Genomic DNA, 19,241 nt, shown 5'->3' on the forward strand with positions numbered 1-19,241 from the left:
TCGAAGGCGGGCAGGCAAACGCTGCCCGGCCGCCGCCGGGCGAACCGGCGGCGGCGACAGGAATCGGATTGGCACCCCGGAAAGCATAAGGGAACTCGATTCACCTGATCAATGGGCGCGCATCCGCTGTGCCATCCGCCGCCGCGGCGGCCGGAACGATGGCCGGCCGCCCGACGCGGCACGCCGGTTGCACGACCGTTCCGTCTGCCGGTTGGCCGGCGGCCGGGTGGTCGCACGCGACGGCAAGCCATGCAAGGAGATCGACATGAACAGCACGCTGAACCCCGACAACGAACCGGCCGGCCCGGACGACGACAACGCCACCCGCGGCCGTGACGGCCGCGCGCTGGGGCCGAGCGACTCGTCCGACAGCGGCAGCGACACGGCCGGCGCGCGGCGCCATCCGTTCGACATCGATTCGCCGCTCGACGAGCATGCGCTCGAACGCGGCGACGCGTCGCTCGACAGCGACACGGACCGCGCAGGCACTGGCGAGCGTGCGTCGGCCGACGGCGATTCGACGTTCAACGACGGTGCCGACATCGAACCCGACCGCACCGAGCGGCTGAGCGAGCCCGGCGGCACGCGGGAAGCGGACGATCCCGCCGAACCGGACGACGGCGGCGCGTCGTGATGCCCGGCGCGCAAAAACTGCAATCGCGTTGCAGATTGGCGCGCCCGCATGCGTCCGGTCGCGGCGTCCGGCGGCAGGGCGGCGATGCGGCATGGATGCATCGGGCATCGGCGGCGATACCGGCACGCGACTTGCGTTCGACCCGGACGACGCACGCCGCGACCCGGCATGGGGCCGTGCGCGGCGCAGGCGCGATCAAGGAGGGACACGATGCAACGACGATATCCCGGACGGTACGGCGCGCGCGGCATCCCGGACGACCCGGCGCGCTGGCCGGAGGAAGACCATGAATCGGCCTCCCGCCGCTTGGCGAGCGAGGACGTCGGCCCCGAAGACTGGGGCAGCGAATGGACCGAGCGCGCCGCGCGGCCGGCCGACCAGCGGCGCGGCGCGGCCGACGCGGACTGGCCGGGCGGCGCGCGCCCGCCGGCGCGGGGCGGCGAACCCGGCTACGGCGAACCGGGCCGCCGCGCGGAGGGCCGCGAAGGCCGCTACGGCGGCGAACGTGCCGATTTCCGCGGCCGTGACCGGATCGGCGGATACGGCGACGAGCGCGACCCGCGCGCTGGCGGCGCGCCGGACCGGTCGCGAGCCGGCAGCGCGGCCGAACGCGACGCGTTGCGACACCGCCGCGGGCCGAAAGGCTATACGCGCTCCGACGAGCGGATCCGCGAGGACGTCTGCGAGCGGCTGGCGCATGCGCTCGACATCGACGTGAGCGATGTCACCGTGCAGGTGCAGGACGGCTGCGTCATCCTGGACGGCACGGTCCCGGCGCGCTGGATGAAGCACGACATCGAGGATCTGGCTGACGGCTGCATGAGCGTGCGCGACGTCGATAATCGCGTGCGCGTGCGCCGCGAAGGCGAGCACGATACGGGCATGGTGCTGCATCCCGACCAGCGGACCGTCACGCCGACGCTGCCGGCCGCACGCGATCCCGAACCGGGCGCCGTCGTGCCCGGCCGCGAGCGCAAGCCGCACCATTGACGGCCGTGCACGCCGCGCCGCGATCCCGACCGCGAGCCGCTTACGCATGACGGCCGGCATCGACGATACGCGGCCCGCGCGGCGCGGCGGTACCGCGGGCCGCGACCGTCGCGACGAGCGCGGCCTGCGGCTGCGGATTGCGGCCGAACTGGGGCGCGCGATCTGGCATTACCGTGCCCGCGTTCTGGCGGCGATCGCGCTGCTGATGCTCGCGAAGGCGGCGGCCGTCGCGGTGCCGCTGCTGCTCAAGGACATCGTCGACGGCTTCGGCCGCGCGGCCGGCCAGCCTGTCGCGTGGCCGGTGCTGCTGCTGTTCGCGTACGCGGTCGTGCGCTTTGCGTCGAATGCGCTGAACGAAGTGCGCGACATGACCTTCGTGCAGGTCACGCAGCATACGGTCGCATCGTTTACCGTACGCACGTTCGGCCACCTGCACCGGCTCGGCGCGCGTTTTCATGCGCAGCGCGAGACGGGCGCGGTCGTGCGCGACCTCGAGAAAGGCACGGCCGGCATCGGCTACCTGCTCGGTGTCGCGGTGTTTACGGTCGTGCCGACGGCCATCGAGATCGGCTCGGTGATCGCGATCGTGATCGGCAAGTACGGCAGCGGCTTTACCGCGATCATCGTCGTCACGTTCGGCGTCTACGCGGCCTGTACGGTTGTGTTTACGCGCCGGCGGATGCGTGTCCAGCGGCGCGTGAACGCGCTCGAGGCCGAGTCGAACGCACGCGTGGTGGACAGCCTGCTGAACGTCGATACGGTCAAGTACTTCGCGCGCGAGGACGTCGAGCGCGACCGGCTCGAGCGCGTGCTCGACGCGTGGCGCGAGGCGGGCATCGACAACCAGTACGCGCTGTCGACGCTGCATATCGGCCAGAGCGCCTGCATCGGCGCGGGGATCGCCGCGGTGATGCTGCTCGCCGGCCAGCAGGTGGCGCGCGGCGCGATGACGGTCGGCGATCTCGTGCTGATCAACGCATACATCATCCAGATCAGCCTGCCGCTGAACGCGCTCGGTTTCGTGTTCCGCGAGGCGAACGACGCGATGACGAACGTCGAGCGGCTGTTCGGGCTGCTCGATGCACGCGGCAAGCCGGGCGAGGACGGCGATGCGCCGGGGGCGCAGCCGCTCGCGGTACGCGGCGGCGCGATCGAGTTCGCGCATGTCGACTTCGGCTACGAGCCGGGCCGGCAGATCCTGTCGGACGTGTCGTTTCGCATCGAGCCCGGGCAGACGGTCGCGGTGGTCGGCGGCAGCGGCTCGGGCAAGTCGACGCTCGCGCGGCTGCTGTTCCGGCTGTACCAGCCCGACGCGGGCACGATCCGGATCGATGGCCAGGACCTACGGCTCGTCACCGAACGCAGCCTGCGCGACGCGCTCGGCATCGTCCCGCAGGACACGATCCTGTTCAACGACACGCTCGCCTACAACATCGCGTACGGCAAGCGCGATGCGACGCGCGGCGACGTGATCGCGGCCGCGCGCGGCGCGCAACTCGACGCGTTCATCGAACGGCTGCCCGACGCGTACGACACGCGCGTCGGCGAGCGCGGCGTGCGGCTGTCGGGCGGCGAGCGGCAGCGGGTCGCGATCGCGCGCGCATTGCTGAAGGCGCCGCCGATCGTCGTGTTCGACGAGGCGACCTCCGCGCTCGACATGCGCGCGGAGCGCGCGATCCAGCAGGAGCTGATGCGCGTCGCCCGGCACCGCACGACGCTCATCATCGCGCACCGGCTGTCGACGATCGTCGACGCCGACCGCATTCTCGTGATGGAGCACGGCCGCCTCGTCGAACACGGCACGCACGACGCACTGCTCGCCAGCGGCGGCGTCTATGCGCAGATGTGGTCGCTGCAGGCAAAGCAGCGCGAACTGGCGCGCACGGAGGCGAAGTTCGCGCTGCAGCCGGTCAGGATCAACCCGCTCGTGTCGCAGGTGCTCGATTCGCTGGCGGACGACGCCGCGCGGCGCGGCGTGCCGGTGTTTCGCCACCTGTCGGACGAGGACCTCGTCGTCAACGCCGATCCGGCCGCGTTGCGGCGTTTCGTATGGGAACTGTGCCGCGGCGGGATCGACGCGAGCGGCGGCGGGCACCTCGAGGTGCGTACCGCGCGTCACGATCCGGAGGCGCGGATCACGATCGCGTGCGCGGACGCCGACGCGCTCGAGCTGTCGCTGCTCGACCTCGAACGGTTGCAGGGTGCGATCGAGGATGCCGGCGGCTACGTGGTGCGCGAACGCGACGATACGGGCGTGACGCTGCACCTGTCGCTGCCGATGTACGTGGTGGCGCCCGAGCCCGTGCAACCGGCCGGCGGCATGCCACCCTCCGATGCGCCGGCCAGGCCGCTCGACGGCCTCGTCATCGCGTGCGTGGACGATCACGACGAGGCGCGCGACGCGCTCGCCGCGCTGCTGCAGCTCGCAGGCGCTCACGTGCATGCGTACGCGTCCGGGCAGGCCTTGCTCGACGACCTGTGGCGCGCGCGCCGGGCGGACTGGCCGGCGCTGCTCGTCTGCGACATCGATCTCGGCGACGACGAGGATGACGGCTATGCGGTGATGTCGCGCGTGCGCCAGCTCGATGCCGCGCGCGACCGCGCGGGCCGTGCGCCGCTCGAGGCGCTCGCGCTGTCCGGCCACGCGCGCGAACGCGACCGCACGCGCGCGGTCGAGGCCGGTTTCCATGCCTACCTGACCAAGCCCGCGGTAGCGGCCGACCTGATCGCGGCGTTGCGTGCGCTCGCGTTTTCCTCTGGAGAATCCCATGCCGAACCTTCCCCGCCCGATGCCCGACACACTGATCGACCGACGCGCGGGTAGCGCGTTCGCGGACCGCCAGGCCGCGGTGGCGGCCGTCGAGCTGCTGCTGCCGAGCCTGTCGGCCGCGCTGCAGAGCGACTTCGTCGGCGACAGCGGCTGCCTGCACATCGTGATCATGGATCCGGCGCTCGGGCCGCACGACACGTCGTTCGAGGACGCGATTCTGTACGAGTTCTCGCTGCCCGACCCGAAGGACTGGGACGCCGACTACCGTGCCTATGCGCGCGCGAAGGCGCGGTTGTCGTGGGAGACGGGCCGCGACGGCCATGTCGTGCAGGCGCTGGAGCCGTACCGGTTACGCGCGGGCGACACGAATCTGTGGGGCGGCGTCGCGCTCGGCGGAATCGTGGTCGGCGTGTCGGGCGCGCAGCCGTGGTTCGACGAAGCGTTCGCGGGCTGCATCGCGCACTGCCTGCGCGCGCTCGCGAAGCACCGCGCGCAGGCGACGCCCGACGCGCTCGCGATCTGAGTTCGGCCGCGCGGTCCGTTTTTACAGCCGCTTATAAAAAAGCCAGCGATCGCCCGCCGGCGCCCGATGCGGCGCGGGCGCACGCGGCCCGGCACGGTTTTCGCTGTACCTCATGCACCGACGCTTGTCACGACAAGCGTCCCCCATCAGCAGCATGACGCTCGAACGTCGACAGGAGGTGCAGGTGAACGCGACTCACGAATCAGCCAGACCCGCGCTCGCGGGACGAACCGCGCTCGTGACCGGCGGTGGCCGCGGTCTGGGCGAAGCGATATGCGAGGACCTGGCGCGGCATGGCGCGCACGTGGTCGTCGCCGATCTCGACGGCGACCGCGCGGCGGCCGTCGCGCAGCGGCTCGAACGCCACGGCGGACAGGCGGTCGGCCGCCCGCTCGACGTGCGCGACGAGGCGTCGGTGCTGGAGGTGATCCGCGACGCGCGCGAATCGCTCGGCGATCTGGACGTGATCGTCAACAACGCGGCGATCGACGTGACCGCGCCGATCGACGACGTGAGCGTGGACGCCTGGCGCCAGGTGCTGATGACGAACCTGTTCGGCCCGTACCTGATGTGTCACGCGGCCGTGCCGATGATGAAGGCGCGCGGCGGCGGCCATATCGTCAATATCGCGTCGACCGCGTCGAAGCGGGCGTGGCCCAATGCGTCCGCGTACCACGCGACGAAGTGGGGGCTGCTCGGCCTGTCGCATGCGCTGCATGCCGAACTGCGCCCGAGCGGCGTGCGCGTGTCGGCGATCGTCGCGGGCGGGATGCGCACGCCGTTCCTGCTCGACCGCTTTCCCGACATCGACGAGGACACGCTGCAGCCGCCGGAGAACGTCGCGGCCGCCGTGCGCTTCGTGCTCGCGCAGCCGCCGGGTACCGTCGTGCCGGAAGTGATGGTGCTGCCGATGAAGGAGTCGTCATGGCCCTGACGCGCGAACGGCGGCTGCCCGGCGCGGTGCTGCTCGACAAGGACGGCACGCTGCTCGACGACGTGCCGTACAACGTCGACCCCGCACGCATGCGCCTCGCGCCGGGGGCGGCGCGGGCGCTGCGCGCGCTCGGCGCGACCGGCATGCCGCTCGCGGTCGTCTCGAACCAGCCGGGCGTCGCGCTCGGCCGCTTTACCGAAAACGAGCTTGGCGCGGTCCGCCAGCGTCTCGCCGAACTGTTCGAAGCAAACGGTGCGACGCTGGCGGATTTTTTTTACTGCCCGCATCACCCGCAGGGCAGCGTGCCGCGCTATGCCTGCGACTGCCTGTGCCGCAAGCCGCGGCCCGGCATGGTGCGCCGCGCGCTGGCCGCGCTCGGCGCCGTTCCCGAATGGAGCTGGATGATCGGCGACATCCTCGACGACGTCGAGGCCGGCCGCACCGCGCGGTGCGGCACGATTCTCGTCGATTGCGGTCACGAGACCGAGTGGCGCGTCGACGCGGCGCGCACGCCGCACCATGTCGTCGACCGGATCGACCTGGCCGCCGACATCGTCGTGCGCGAAGCCGTACGCCGGCACGGCACGTGGGGGCGGCGATGAACGCCGCCTGGCACCGCGCGCGCCGCATCCTGTGCGTGCGGCTCGACAGCCTGGGCGACGTGCTGATGACGACGCCCGCGCTGCGGGCGCTGAAGGAGGGCGGCAGCGGCCGCCGGCTCACGCTGCTGACGTCGCGCACGGGCGCCGCGCTTGCGCCGCACCTGCCGATGGTCGACGACGTATGGTGCTACGACGCGCCGTGGGTCCGGCATCCCGACGTGCGCGGCGACCCGGTGGCCGATCTCGACATGATCGACCGGCTGCTGGCCGGCCGCTTCGACGCGGCCGTGATCTTCACCGTATACAGCCAGAACCCGCTGCCCGCCGCGATGATGTGCTGGCTCGCGGGCATCCCGCTGCGGCTCGCGCATTGCCGCGAGAATCCGTACGAGCTGCTGACCGACCGCGTGCCGGAAACCGAGCCGGACGCCCATGTGCGCCACGAGGTCGCGCGTCAGCTCGCGCTGGTGCGGGCCGTCGGCGCGACGACGTCGGACTGGCGGATGGCGTTCGAGCCGGGCGACGCGGCCCGGCGCGCGGTCCACGCGCGTTTGCGGGCCGCGCTGCAGCGCATCGGCGGCGCGCGCCGGCCGGAGGCAGGCCGGGCGCGCTGGCTGGTCGTCCATCCGGGCGCGAGCGCGGCGTCGCGGCGCTGGCCGGCCGAGCGGTTCGGCGAAGCGGCTGCCGCCGTCGCGCCGCTGTTCGACGGCATCGCGGTGACGGGCAGTGCGGGCGAACGCGCGCTGATCGACACGGTGTGCGAACGCGCCGGGCCGCGCGCGGTGCCGCTGGCGGGCGCATTGCCGCTCGGCGAGCTCGGCGCGCTGATCGAGAGGGCCGACCTGCTGCTGTCGAACAACAGCGGCCCCGTGCATCTCGCGGCCGCGCTCGGCACGCCGGTCGTCGACCTGTACGCGCTGACCAATCCGCAGCACACGCCGTGGCGCGTGCCGCACCGCGTGCTGAACGTCGACGTTCCGTGCCGCAACTGCTACCGCAGCACATGCAACCAGCCGGGCCATCCATGTCTGCTCGGCGTGCGGGTCGACGATGTGGTGGCCGCCGTGCACACGCTGCTGCACGACCGCGCGCGCCATGCGCAACGCACGGCCGCACGGGCCGCCGCACGCGGCGCCGAGCCGGTCGCGATGTCCGCATCGAACGTGATTCCATTCGCGCACGTCATCACGAGGAACTGACGCATGCCAGACCCGATCCATACGCTCGGCATCAATGCCGCGTTCCACGACAGCGCCGCGTGCATCGTGCGCGACGGCGTCGTGATCGCGGCGGCCGAGGACGAACGCTTCACGCACGTGAAGCACGCGAAGCGCCCGGTGCCGTTCTCGACCTGGGAACTGCCTTACCACGCGATCGACTATTGTCTGGACGAGGCCGGCATCACGCTGGCGGACGTCGATCACGTCGCGTATTCGTACGACCCGTGGCTCGAACTCGACCGCGAGGGCGGCCCGCCGGTGCTGACGTTGCCGCTGTCGCCGTCCGCGCACTCGCCGCGCGACGACGGTGCGTCGCCTTGGCATCCGCTGTTCCTGTCGTCGATCGTCAACGCGCCGCGCCAGCTCGCGGGCGGCGCGCCGCATCATCTGCAGCGGCGTTTTCGCGGTGTCACGCACGACGGACCGTTTCGCTGGCATTTCGTCGAGCACCATCTCGCGCACGAGGCGAGCGCGTTTCTCGCGGCGCCGTTCGGGCGCTGCGCGGTGATGACGATGGACGGGCGCGGCGAGCGGGCGACGACCAGCTACGGCGTATTCGACGGCCGCAACTACCGGCGGCTCGGGCAGGTGAACCTGCCGCACTCGCTCGGGCTGTTGTACGAGCGCCTGACCCGCCATCTCGGCTTCCTGCACTCGTCCGACGAATACAAGGTGATGGCGCTCGCATCGTACGGCAAGCCGGTATTCGCCGACGCGATGCGCCAACTGGTGCGGTATCGCGGCGAAGGGCGCTACGACGTGGCCGATGCCGATCTGGTTGCGCTGTTCGGCGCGCCGCGTGAACGCGGCGGCCCGATCGAGCCGCATCATTACGACATCGCGCATGCGTTGCAGCTCGTGCTCGAGGAAACGACGCTGCAGGCGGTCGACTGGCTGGCCGCCGAGACGGGCGAGCGGCAGCTCGCGATGGCGGGCGGCGTCGCGCTGAACTGCGTGATGAACGCGAAGATCCGCGATCGCGGCCCGTTCGACGAGGTCTGGGTGCAGCCGGCCGCGGGCGATGCGGGCACGGCGCTCGGCGCGGCGTTGTGGACCGACTTCCGGATGCGTGGCGAGCGCGGCGGCTGGCGGATGGATCATGCGTATCTCGGGCCGTCGTACGGCGACGACGCGATCGAGGCGTTCCTGAAGGACGCGCAGCTGCCGTACCGGCGGCTCGCCGACGTCGCCGCGCAGACGGCCGCGCTGCTCGCGGAGAACCGTGTGATCGGCTGGTTCCAGGGGCGCATGGAGTTCGGCCCGCGCGCGCTCGGCGCACGCTCGATCCTCGCGTCGCCGATCGACCCGGACATGCAGCACAAGCTGAACCGGATCAAGGATCGCGAGGACTTCCGGCCGGTCGCGCCGGTGGTGCTCGAAAGCCGCGCGCATCACTGGTTCGCCGGCGGCCGGCAGACGCCGCTGCGCGCGCCGTTCATGCTGTTCGTCTACGACGTCGTGCCCGAACGCGCCGCGCGGATTCCGGCCGTGCGTCACACCGACGGCACCGCGCGCGTGCAGACCGTCGACGAGCGGCAGCATCCGCTGCTGCATGCGCTGCTGACCGAGTTCGATGCGCTCACCGGCGTGCCGGTGCTCGTCAACACGTCGTTCAATACGCGCGGCGAGCCGATCGTCTGCACGCCGCGCGATGCGATCGAATGCTTCTGGACGTCGCCGCTCGACGCGCTCGTGATCGGCCCGTTCCTGCTGGAGAAGCCGAGATGAACGCGCGCGCCACGCACCTGCCGCCCGTGGTGTCGGTCGTCGTGCCGACCTACCGGCGGGCCGACCTGCTCGAACGCTGCCTTGACGCGCTTTGCGTGCAGGTGTTCGACCCGACCACCTACGAGATCGTCGTCGTGGACGACGATCCGGCCGGCAGCGCGCGCCCCGTCGTCGACGCGTGCCGCGCACGCGTGACCGACGTGCCGGTGATCCGCTACATGACCGCGCCAGACACGCAGGGGCCGGCCGGCGCGCGCAACGTCGGCTGGCGCAGCGCGTGCGGCGCATTGATCGCCTTCACCGACGACGACACGATTCCCGACCCGACGTGGCTGCGCCACGGTGCGGCCGCGCTGCTCGCCGAGCCGTCGGCGGCCGCCGCGGCCGGCCGCATCGACGTGCCGCTGCGGCCGTGTCCGACCGACTACGAACGCGACGCGGCCGGCCTTGCGCACGCGGAATTCGCGACCGCGAACTGCTTCGTGCGTCGCGCGGCGCTCGAGCGGGTGGGCGGCTTCGACGAACGCTTCACGCGCGCGTGGCGCGAGGATGCGGACCTGATGTTCGCGCTGCGCGAGCATGCGGGGCCGATCGTCGGTGCCGACGCCGCGCGCATCGTGCATCCGGTGCGTCCCGCGCACTGGGGGGCGAGCGTCGGCCAGCAGTCGAAGGTGTATTTCGACGCGCTGCTGTACAAGAAGCATCGCGCGACCTACCGGCGCCACATCCGGCCGGTGCCGCCGTGGCACTACTACGCGGCCGTGCTGGCGGCGCTCGCCGCGATCGCGTGTTTCGCGGCCGGATGGCCGGCGCCGGGCGCGGCGTGCGCCGTCGTCTGGGCCGTGATCACCGCGGCGTTTTGCGTGAAGCGATTGCGCGGCACGCAGCTCACGCCTTCGCACGTCGCGGAGATGATCGTCACGTCCATCGCGATTCCGCCGGTGTCGGTGTACTGGCGCATGCGAGGGGCGCTGCATTTTCGGGTGCTTTTCCTATGATGCTCGACCAAGGTTTCGACGCCGGCGGCGCGCGCGGCCCGAGGCGGATCGCGGTATTTCGCGCGCTGCAGCTCGGCGACATGCTGTGCGCGGTGCCCGCGTTGCGCGCGCTGCGGCACGGCGAGCCCGATGCGCGCATCACGCTGATCGGCCTGCCGTGGGCGCGCGAGTTCGCGTCGCGCTTCTCGGACTACATCGACGGCTTCATCGCGTTTCCCGGCGCGCCCGGGCTCGCCGAGCAGCCCGAACCCGACGCGGCCACGCGCGAGGCGTTCGTCGCCGAATGCCGTTCGCGCGACTTCGACCTCGCGATTCAGCTGCACGGCAGCGGCGCGCACACGAACGCGATCGTCGCGTCGCTCGGCGCGATGCGCACGGCCGGTTTCGTGCCGGCCGACGGCGGCACGACCGCGCTCGATTGCGCGCTCGCGTGGCGCGACGACGAACCGGAAGTGACGCGCTACCTGGCGCTCACCCGCAAGCTCGGCTACGCGGATCGCGGCGACCACCTCGAATTCCCGCTTGGCGGCCTCGACCATGCGCTGTGGCAGGTACTCAGCGACGAACACGCACTCGATCCGGGGCGCTACGTGATCGTCCATCCCGGCGCGCGGATGGCGTCGCGGCGCTGGCCGGTCGAACGCTTCGCGCTCGCCGCGCGGCAGCTTGCCGACGACGGCTGGCAGGTCGTGCTGACCGGCACGCGCGCGGAAATGGCGCTGGCCGGCGCATTCGCCGAGCGCCTCGCGCGGCCGTGCGTGAACCTGTGCGGGCGCACGCCGCTCGGTGCGCTCGCGGCCTTGATCGCCCGCGCGCGGCTGTTGTTGTGCAACGACACGGGCGTGTCGCATATCGCGGCGGCGCTCGGCACGCCGAGCGTCGTCGTCGCGTGCGGCAGCGATACCGCACGCTGGGCGCCGCTCGACGGCGCGCGCCATCGCGTGCTCGCCAATTATCCGGCGTGCCGGCCCTGCATGTTCGACACCTGCCCGTACGGGCACGAATGCGCGACGGCCATTGGCGTCGGCGACGTGATCGGCCAGGCGGGCGACCTGCTCGCGAAGGAGAGACGTCATGTCACGTAAGCGGTTGCGCGTGCTGACCTGGCACGTGCATGGCAACTACCTGTATTACCTGTCGCACGCGCCGCACGACTTCTACCTCGTGACGAAGCCACAGCATCCGCCCGGCTATGCGGGCCGGGTCGGGCACCTGCCGTGGGGCGACAACGTGCACGAGGTGCCGGTCGAGTGCGTGCGCGACACCGAATTCGACTGCGTGCTGTACCAGCATGAGAATCATTACCGGCACGACCGCCTGCGGCTGCTGAGCGACGCGCAGCGTGCGCTGCCGACGCTGTTCGTCGAGCACGATCCGCCGCGCGAGCATCCGACCGACACGCTGCACCCGGTGCAGGACCCGAACGTGTTGCTCGTGCACGTGACACCGTTCAACGCGCTGATGTGGGACAGCGGCGTGACGCCGACGCGCGTGATCGAGCATGGCGTGCCGACGCCCGAGGGCGTCGAGTATCGCGGCACGCTGCCGAAGGGCGTGACGGTGGTGAACCATCTCGCGCGGCGCGGCCGGCGCCTCGGCGCGGACCTGTTCGAGGCCGTGCGTCACAGCGTGCCGATCGACCTGGTCGGGATGGGGTCGGCCGAACTCGGCGGGATCGGCGAGGTGCCGAACCCGGCGCTGCCGCAGTTCTTGTCGCACTACCGGTTCTTCTTCAACCCGATCCGCTACACGAGCCTCGGGCTCGCGGTGATCGAGGCGATGATGGTCGGGCTGCCGATCGTCGCGCTCGCGACGACCGAGATGGCGCAGCTCGTCCGGAGCGGCTTCAACGGCGTGGCCGATACGCGATTGAGCGTGCTGGTCGATGCGATGCGCATGCTGATCCGCGATCCGGAACTCGCGCGCGAGTGGGGCGCGGCTGCGCGCCGCGACGCCTGCGAACGCTTCGGCATCGAACGGTTCGCGCGCGACTGGGACGCGGCGCTGCGCGATGTGACCGCGTGACGCGCGCCGCTTACGGGTTCGCGGCGGGCGAATCGGGCGCGCTGCTGCCGTTTGGATTCGGCTGATATGCGCCGCCGCTGACCGCATTGCGCTCGTGTTCGGGCAGCAGCGCGAGGCGGTTGTACAGCGTCTTCAGGCTGATGCCGAGCGCCTTCGCGGTGCGCGGCTTGTCGCCGTTGAAGTGCCGCAGCGACGCGACGATGGAGCGCTGCTGCGTATGCGCGAGCGTCGTGCCGATATGCAGCGTCATCGCGTTGTGACGCACCTCCTCGCGTGGCGGCTGGCGGCGCGGCAACTGCAGTTCGATCTGCTCGTCGGCAAGGATGAACGCGCGCTCCAGCGCGTTGCGCAGCTCGCGCACGTTGCCGGGCCACGTATACGCGCGCAACGCCTTCATCGCCTGCGTGGACAGCCGCTTTCGCGTACGGTGCCGCGCATTCAGTCGTTCGACGATCTGCAGCGCGATATCGCCGACATCGTCCTCGCGCTGCCTGAGCGCGGGCACATGCAGCGCGACCGGCGCGATCCGGTAGAACAGGTCCTCGCGCAGCCGCCCGGTGCGCAGCGCCTCGACGGGATCGTGATGGGTGGCCGCGACGATCCGCACGTCGAGCGGAACCGGCTCGTGGCCGCCCACGCGCACGATCGTGTTCGTCTCCAGCGTGCGCAGCAGCTTGACCTGCAGCTCGGCCGGCATTTCGGCGATCTCGTCGAGAAACAGCGTGCCGCCGCGTGCGGCTTCGAACATGCCCACGTGCTGCGAAATGGCGCCCGTGAAGCTGCCTTTTTCGTGGCCGAACAATTGCGATTCCGCGATGTCGTGCGGTATCGCGCCGCAGTTCACGGGGACGAATGGCCCGCGCCGGCGCGGGCTCATGTCGTGAATGAGCCGCGCGACGATGTCCTTTCCGGCACCGCTTTCGCCGACGATCAATACGCTGATGCGCGTCGCCGCCACGCGCGATACCTTCAACAACAGATCCTGAATCGTACGCGAGCGACCGAACAGACGTGCACCCTCATCGACTGATTTCGACATGATGTGAGATCGAATTGGGAAAATATGACCGAATGCGTCGAAGCTGGATGAAAAAATGACGTGGCACACGTCGTTTTTCATGTATCGAGGATACATTTTGTGCCAATTTCGCGGCATTGAATCTGGCAATGCAGGTAGCGTCGACAGATAGATTTATTAGATGAACGACGAATGCGCAACCTCGTTCTTCTATACTGCCTAAGCACTTGTTTGTCAGTGCAGGACAGCTTGTCTGCCCGTTCGCGTACGGCGCAAAACGCGCCGCCGCGGCCTGCGCGGCGGCGCGTTTTGCGCCGTACCTGTCGCGGTGCCGGCCGACGATCGCGCCGGGCCGCATTTCAAGGAGCCTCGATGCCATATGTCCTGATCGTCGAAGACGATGCCGATACGCGAACGATGCTGGCCACGCTTGCGCGCACGCAGCAGCTTGCGTGCGATACGGCGGCCACGCTCGAAGAGGCGCGTACGCTGGTCTCGACGAATACGCCCGATCTCGTGCTGTGCGATCTCGTGCTGCCGGACGGCAACGGCATGGATCTGTTCGACGCGTTGCCCAAGCGCGCGCATTGCGAAATGGTGTTGACCACCGGCCACGCGAGCCTGGAAACCGCGATCGACGCATTGCGGCGCGGCGCGACCGACTATCTGGTGAAGCCGCTCAACATGCAGCGGCTGAACAGCATCTTTGCGCGCGTGCCGCGCACGACCGCGCTGCACGAGGAAATCGCGGAGCTGCGCTCGGAGCTGAAGCGCCTCGGCCGCTTCGGCCGCATGCTCGGCAGTTCGCCCGCGATGCAGGCCGTCTACGACGCGATCGGGCGTGTGGCGCGCACCGAGGCGTCGGTCCTGCTCACCGGCGAATCGGGCACCGGCAAGGAACTCGCCGCGCAGACCGTGCACGACCTGAGCCTGCGCCGCCGCGGTCCGTTCCTCGCGGTGAACTGCGGCGCGATCGCCGCGAACCTCGTCGAGAGCGAGATGTTCGGCCACGACCGCGGCAGCTTCACCGGCGCGGAGCGCCAGCACAAGGGCTTCTTCGAACGCGCGGACGGCGGCACGCTGTTTCTCGACGAGATCACCGAAATGCCGCTCGAGTCGCAGGTCAAGCTGTTGCGCGTGCTGGAAACGGGCCGCCTCACGCGACTCGGCTCGACGCGCGAGATCGACGTCGACGTGCGCATCGTTGCCGCGACGAACCGCGATCCGGAAGCCGCGATGGCGGACGGCAAACTGCGGCCCGACCTGTTCCACCGGATCAACGTGTTCCCGATTCCACTGCCGTCGCTGCGCGAGCGCGGCGACGACATCCCGATGCTCGCGGATGCGTTCCTGCAGCGCTACAACGAGGAAAGCGGCCGCAACCTGCGTTTCGCGCCGGCCGCGCGCGAAGCGCTGAAGACCTACGAGTGGCCCGGCAACGTGCGTGAGCTGCGCAACTTCGTGCAGCGCGCGAGCATCTTCACCGATGGCGACGTGATCGACACGCTGCCGCCGCCGATCATGGACGAGCTGTCGAACATGGTCGATTCGCACGAGGATCGCGTGACGGTGCCGTTCGGCACGCCGCTCGAGGAAGTCGACCGCAAGCTGATCCTCGGCACGATCGCCCAGTGCGGCGGCGTGAAGGCGCAGGCGGCCGAGGTGCTCGACGTCAGCCTGAAGACGATCTACAACCGGCTCGCGCAACTGGAAGACGAAGTGGAAAAACCGGATTCCTGATGCCGTCGCGATCGCGCTCATGCTCCCGTTCCCGTATCACGACGCGTCTCGCGATCGAGACGGCGGCGCATGCGTTCGATCTGCGGCGCGATCGCACGCCGTTCGCGCAGGATCCACGGCAGGCCGGCGAACGTGCGCGCGATCGCGCGTTCGCGGCGCAGCAGCGGCAGCCGGCGCACGGTGTGCAGCCATGCTGGCGCGGCCGGCCACCGGAGCCATGCGGTCCACACCGCGTTGCGGGCGGCGACGCTGGCGCGTGCCGGCCCGTCCCGGTGCGGCGACGGGTAGTGATGCACCGTGAGATGAGACGCATACACGAGCCAGTGGCCGGCACCGTACAGGTCGAACGCGAGCAGCGCTTCCTCGCCGCCGAGGAAGTAGCGCGGGTGATAGCCGCCGGCTTGCACGAACGCGTCGCGCCGGAATGCGGTCGCGCCGGCCAGCAGCCCGAGGATTGGGGGGCCGGGCAGCGCGACGGGGGCGTCGAGCGGGCTGTCGGCCATCGTCCGACAGGTCGGGTCCTCGCGCTGTGCGGGGCCAACCAGCACGCGCGCCGTGACGGCCGCGACGTGCGGATACGCATCGAGCAGGTTCGCGGCTTCGGCGATCGAACCGGGCGCCCACCACGTGTCGTCGTCGCAGAACGCGACGTGGCGCGTGCGCGCGACGGCCGCGCCGAGATTGCGGCCGGCGGCCCCGAGATTGGCCGGCGCATGCACGAGCGTCGCGTGCGCGAAGCGGTCGCGAATCAGCGCGGCCGTCTCGTGGTCCGACGCATTGTCGACGACGACGATCGCCGGCCGGTCGGGCAGCGCGGTGAGTTGCGCCAGCGTGCGCGCGAGTTCGGCCGTGCGCCGGCAGGTCAGCACGACGGCGGTCACGCGCGGCTCGGCCGGCGGCAGCGCGACGCGCGCGGGCGTTACGCGGATGTGACGTCGCATGCGAGCCGCCAGTACGTTTCGGGTTCGTGGAGATCGGCGCGCATATGAGGCTCGAACAGCGCAACCTGGCTCGCGTACGCGGCGACGGCGGCGGCTTTCGCGGCGGCGCCGCGCGACTGGCTGCCGGCCGGTGCGCCGACCGGATGCGCGATCCAGCCGCGTTCGCGCCAGTCGATCACGCGTTGGGCCATCAGGCCGCGGATACGGCGATACGGCACGTCTTCGTAGAAGCGCCAGACGCGCGACGCGTGCTCCGGCATGTCCGCGTTGTGCGGCAGCAGCGACAGCACGGCCTGCTGCACCTTCAGGTGATCGCGATGGAACAGGCCAACCGGCGCAAGCACGCCGAAGCCGTCGTGGGTATCGATCGCATCGGCCACGCGCGCGGCGATGGCGGTCGAGGCGGCCGGCACGCCGTACTGGTCGTCGAGGAAGTCGAGCCAGACGGGGTGCGCGCCGAGCAGTGCGAGCGCGCGGGCGTCCTCGGCGCGGCGCGCGCGCACGGCTTCGTCGGCGAAGTCGAAGCCGGCGCGGCGATCCCAGGGCGGTGCGGGCGTGCCGCGCGGCGGAATGCCCGCGAAGACGGTGACGACGATCGAACCGGGCGCTTGCGCGAGCAGTTGACCGCAACTGAAGACGGCATCGTCGAGATGCGGCGAGACGACGAGCCAGCGTGTCGGAATGTTCATGACGTGACGGTTCCCGTGGTGGGCGGCTGCGCCGCGGGTTCCGACGGGCCCGCACGCGCCGTGCCTGCCCGTCGCCGGTGTTCCCGCGAGGAGCGTGTCCGATGATCGACTTGATCCGGCCGCCGGCCGGAAACTACGCAACGGCGGTGATGCTGGTCGCGATCGCGACCGTGCTGCAGGCGCTCGCGATCCGTTTCGGCGGCGTGAACCTGCCGTTCGCTCTGTACTACCCGCTGCTCGCCGGCGCCGCATGGGCGACGTCCTTCCTGTTCGGCGTCGTGTCGACCGTCGTGAGTGGATTGCTCGTGTGGACGCTGTTCCTGTCCGATCCGGCCGCCTATCCCGCCCCGCTGCCCGAACGGCTTGTGCAGCTTGGTACCTTCTTGCTCGTCGGTGCGCTGGTTTGCGCGATCGCGTCGATGTTGCGACACACTCGGGTCGCGAACGACCGCGTGCGCCGCCACGAGGCCGCCGCGCGCCGGCAGCTCGAAGCGGTGCTGCGCGCGCTGCCGCACGGCGTGATCGCGACCGATACGAAAGGGCGGGTGACCTACATCAACGCAGCGGCGGCCGAACTCGCCGGCTGCCGGCCGGACGACGCGGCGGGGCGGCCCGTGCGCGACGTGCTGAAAATCGTCGACCGTGACGGGCGCCGCGTGCAGACGACGCCGCTCGACCGCGCGCTCGATGGCGCGGACGCCGTGTCCGACCGGCACTGGCTGCAACCGGATGGCGCTGGCGAGCCGGTACCGATCGTCGAGGTGGCGTCGCCGCTCGGCGACGCGGACGGCAACGTCGGCGGCGCGGTGCTGCTGCTGCGCGACGCCGGCGCGGATCGCGCGCGCGTCGACGCGTCGCGGTTGCAGCATGCGGTCGTCGACGCGTCGCCGGATGCGATCGTCGGCATCGACGCGAGCGGTCGCATTGCCAGCTGGAATGCAGCCGCTCAGCGGATCTTCGGCTACGACGAGGCGGACGCGCGCGGCCGCATGTTCGACACGTTGATCGCGATGCGCTGGTTGCGGCGCAATCCGCTGACCGCATCGTTCGACGCGATGCGCGAACCGGTCGGGCCGCTCGAGTTGCTGTGCGTGCGGCGCGACGGCCGGCGTTTTCGCGCGACCATGTCGGCGTGCCCGGTACGCGGCAACGCGCGCGAATGCGTCGCGCTGTCGCTGACATTGCGCGAAACCGGTGCGCAGCGCCGTCGCGACCTCCGCGCACAGCGTTCGCTGCAGGGCGCGCGCGATGCGCGCGACCAGGCCGACACGTCGAACCGGCTGAAGGACGAACTGCTGGCGACGGTATCGCACGAACTGCGCACGCCGCTGAACGTGATCTACGGCTGGATCGAGGTGCTGCGCAATTCCGGCGATCACGCGCTGCAGCACCAGGCCGTCGACGCGATCGACCGCAGCGCGCGCTCGCTCACGCGGATGGTCGGCGACATTCTCGATGCATCGTCGCTCGCGACCGGCAAGCTGCGGCTCGACACGACGCCAGTCGACCTCGTGCGGCTGTTTTCCGATTCGGTAGGCACGTTCCAGACGGCCGCGTCGTCGGCCGGCATCGCGCTCGAATTCGATTGCGACGCCGCGTCGTGCATCGTGTCGGGCGACGCCGAGCGCTTGCGGCAGATGCTGTCGAACCTCACGTCGAATGCGCTGAAATTCACGCCGGGCGGCGGCAGCGTGACGGTCCGGCTCGCGCGCGACGACACGCGCGCGGTATTGACCGTCGCCGATACCGGGCAGGGCGTCGCGCCGGAATTCGTCCCGTACGTTTTCGACATGTTCCGCCGCGCGGACGATTCGCCCGCATCGTCGCGGCGCGGGCTTGGACTTGGCCTGTCGATCGTGCGGCATATCGCCGAACTGCACGGCGGCCGCGTGACCGTGGCGAGCGCGGGCCGCAATCGCGGCACGACCTTCACGGTGACGCTGCCTGCCGGCTGGCAACCCGCTGGCGCGATGGCGTGGGGCATCGCGCAGGCGGTCAGGGAGCCGCGCGAGCCGTTCGCGCTCGATGCGCAGCGGATCCTGATCGTCGACGACGATGCGACGACGCGCGCGAGCCTCACGGCCGCGCTGACCACCTTCGGCGCGGCCGTCGCGATCGCGTCGTCGGGCCGCGAGGCGCTCGCGGTGGCCGCCGACATGCGGCCGACCGTGGTACTGTCCGATCTCGCGATGCCCGACGGCGACGGCTTCTGGCTGCTCGACGCGTTGCGGCGCGGGTCGACGAACGGCAGCGGCGGCCAGGCCGACGTGTGCGTGCTGGCCGTCACCGCGCACGCGGGACCCGCCGACGAACGTCGCGCGCTGGAGGCGGGGTTCGACGGTTACCTGTGCAAGCCGGTCGACGTGCGCGAGCTGGCAAGCAAGATCGCGCACGCGACGAAGCGCGACGGCTGACGCGCCGGCCGGGGC

The 19,241-nt window shown here is 70.8% G+C and carries 16 protein-coding genes; 13 read left to right on the plus strand and 3 right to left on the minus strand.

Features of this window, described 5'->3' with window-relative positions; genetic code table 11:
• Positions 1 to 265: 265 nt before the first annotated feature.
• The 11 genes from VXM69_RS35330 to VXM69_RS35380 all read left to right on the plus strand — a co-directional run bounded on the left by VXM69_RS35330 (position 266) and on the right by VXM69_RS35380 (position 12,424).
• A complete protein-coding gene (locus VXM69_RS35330; protein ID WP_367190669.1) occupies positions 266 to 634 on the plus strand; it encodes a chemotaxis protein in 369 nt (122 codons plus the stop codon).
• A gap of 210 nt (positions 635 to 844) precedes the next feature.
• On the plus strand, positions 845 to 1,624 hold the full coding sequence (locus VXM69_RS35335; RefSeq protein ID WP_367190670.1) for a BON domain-containing protein: 780 nt from the start codon (positions 845 to 847) through the stop codon (positions 1,622 to 1,624).
• A gap of 46 nt (positions 1,625 to 1,670) precedes the next feature.
• Complete coding sequence (locus VXM69_RS35340) at positions 1,671 to 4,448, plus strand: ABC transporter transmembrane domain-containing protein (RefSeq protein WP_367190671.1); 2,778 nt, start codon at positions 1,671 to 1,673, stop codon at positions 4,446 to 4,448.
• Entirely contained in the window at positions 4,393 to 4,917 is a 525-nt protein-coding gene (locus VXM69_RS35345) for a hypothetical protein (RefSeq protein ID WP_175028771.1), read from the plus strand. Before VXM69_RS35340 ends, VXM69_RS35345 begins: the two co-directional genes overlap by 56 nt.
• A 154-nt stretch (positions 4,918 to 5,071) precedes the next feature.
• On the plus strand, positions 5,072 to 5,851 hold the full coding sequence (locus tag VXM69_RS35350) for an SDR family oxidoreductase (RefSeq protein ID WP_124608200.1): 780 nt from the start codon (positions 5,072 to 5,074) through the stop codon (positions 5,849 to 5,851).
• Positions 5,842 to 6,453: an HAD-IIIA family hydrolase gene (locus VXM69_RS35355; RefSeq protein ID WP_034189961.1), complete on the plus strand. Its 612-nt coding sequence runs from the start codon at positions 5,842 to 5,844 to the stop codon at positions 6,451 to 6,453. The genes VXM69_RS35350 and VXM69_RS35355 overlap by 10 nt, the downstream gene beginning before the upstream one ends.
• Positions 6,450 to 7,652, plus strand: coding sequence for a glycosyltransferase family 9 protein (locus VXM69_RS35360; RefSeq protein WP_059561385.1), 1,203 nt, complete (start codon positions 6,450 to 6,452; stop codon positions 7,650 to 7,652). Before VXM69_RS35355 ends, VXM69_RS35360 begins: the two co-directional genes overlap by 4 nt.
• Before the next feature lie 3 nt (positions 7,653 to 7,655).
• Positions 7,656 to 9,401, plus strand: a complete 1,746-nt coding sequence (locus VXM69_RS35365) for a carbamoyltransferase (RefSeq protein WP_367190672.1) — start codon at positions 7,656 to 7,658, stop codon at positions 9,399 to 9,401.
• Positions 9,398 to 10,399: a glycosyltransferase family 2 protein gene (locus tag VXM69_RS35370; protein WP_367190673.1), complete on the plus strand. Its 1,002-nt coding sequence runs from the start codon at positions 9,398 to 9,400 to the stop codon at positions 10,397 to 10,399. Before VXM69_RS35365 ends, VXM69_RS35370 begins: the two co-directional genes overlap by 4 nt.
• Positions 10,396 to 11,484, plus strand: a complete 1,089-nt coding sequence (locus VXM69_RS35375; RefSeq protein ID WP_367190674.1) for a glycosyltransferase family 9 protein — start codon at positions 10,396 to 10,398, stop codon at positions 11,482 to 11,484. Before VXM69_RS35370 ends, VXM69_RS35375 begins: the two co-directional genes overlap by 4 nt.
• Positions 11,474 to 12,424, plus strand: coding sequence for a glycosyltransferase (locus VXM69_RS35380; RefSeq protein ID WP_367190675.1), 951 nt, complete (start codon positions 11,474 to 11,476; stop codon positions 12,422 to 12,424). The genes VXM69_RS35375 and VXM69_RS35380 overlap by 11 nt, the downstream gene beginning before the upstream one ends.
• A 10-nt stretch (positions 12,425 to 12,434) precedes the next feature.
• Here the strand turns inward: VXM69_RS35380 and VXM69_RS35385 are convergent, their stop codons facing one another.
• Positions 12,435 to 13,463, minus strand: a complete 1,029-nt coding sequence (locus VXM69_RS35385; RefSeq protein ID WP_367190676.1) for a sigma-54 interaction domain-containing protein — start codon at positions 13,461 to 13,463, stop codon at positions 12,435 to 12,437.
• Between the two features lie 351 nt (positions 13,464 to 13,814).
• Here VXM69_RS35385 and VXM69_RS35390 point away from each other — a divergent pair, with 351 nt between their 5' ends.
• A complete protein-coding gene (locus tag VXM69_RS35390) occupies positions 13,815 to 15,182 on the plus strand; it encodes a sigma-54-dependent transcriptional regulator (protein ID WP_367190677.1) in 1,368 nt (455 codons plus the stop codon).
• Between the two features lie 17 nt (positions 15,183 to 15,199).
• Here the strand turns inward: VXM69_RS35390 and VXM69_RS35395 are convergent, their stop codons facing one another.
• Positions 15,200 to 16,123, minus strand: a complete 924-nt coding sequence (locus VXM69_RS35395) for a glycosyltransferase family 2 protein (protein WP_367190678.1) — start codon at positions 16,121 to 16,123, stop codon at positions 15,200 to 15,202.
• A complete protein-coding gene (locus tag VXM69_RS35400) occupies positions 16,102 to 16,812 on the minus strand; it encodes a PIG-L family deacetylase (protein ID WP_226229531.1) in 711 nt (236 codons plus the stop codon). The genes VXM69_RS35395 and VXM69_RS35400 overlap by 22 nt, the downstream gene beginning before the upstream one ends.
• 101 nt (positions 16,813 to 16,913) lie before the next feature.
• Here VXM69_RS35400 and VXM69_RS35405 point away from each other — a divergent pair, with 101 nt between their 5' ends.
• The gene (locus VXM69_RS35405) at positions 16,914 to 19,226 is read left to right on the plus strand and encodes an ATP-binding protein (RefSeq protein WP_175028776.1); all 2,313 of its coding nucleotides are present in this window, start codon (positions 16,914 to 16,916) and stop codon (positions 19,224 to 19,226) included.
• Positions 19,227 to 19,241: the final 15 nt, after the last annotated feature.

The sequence above is a fragment of the Burkholderia sp. Ed8 genome (assembly GCF_040761425.1).
GTDB classification, from domain to species: domain Bacteria; phylum Pseudomonadota; class Gammaproteobacteria; order Burkholderiales; family Burkholderiaceae; genus Burkholderia; species Burkholderia seminalis.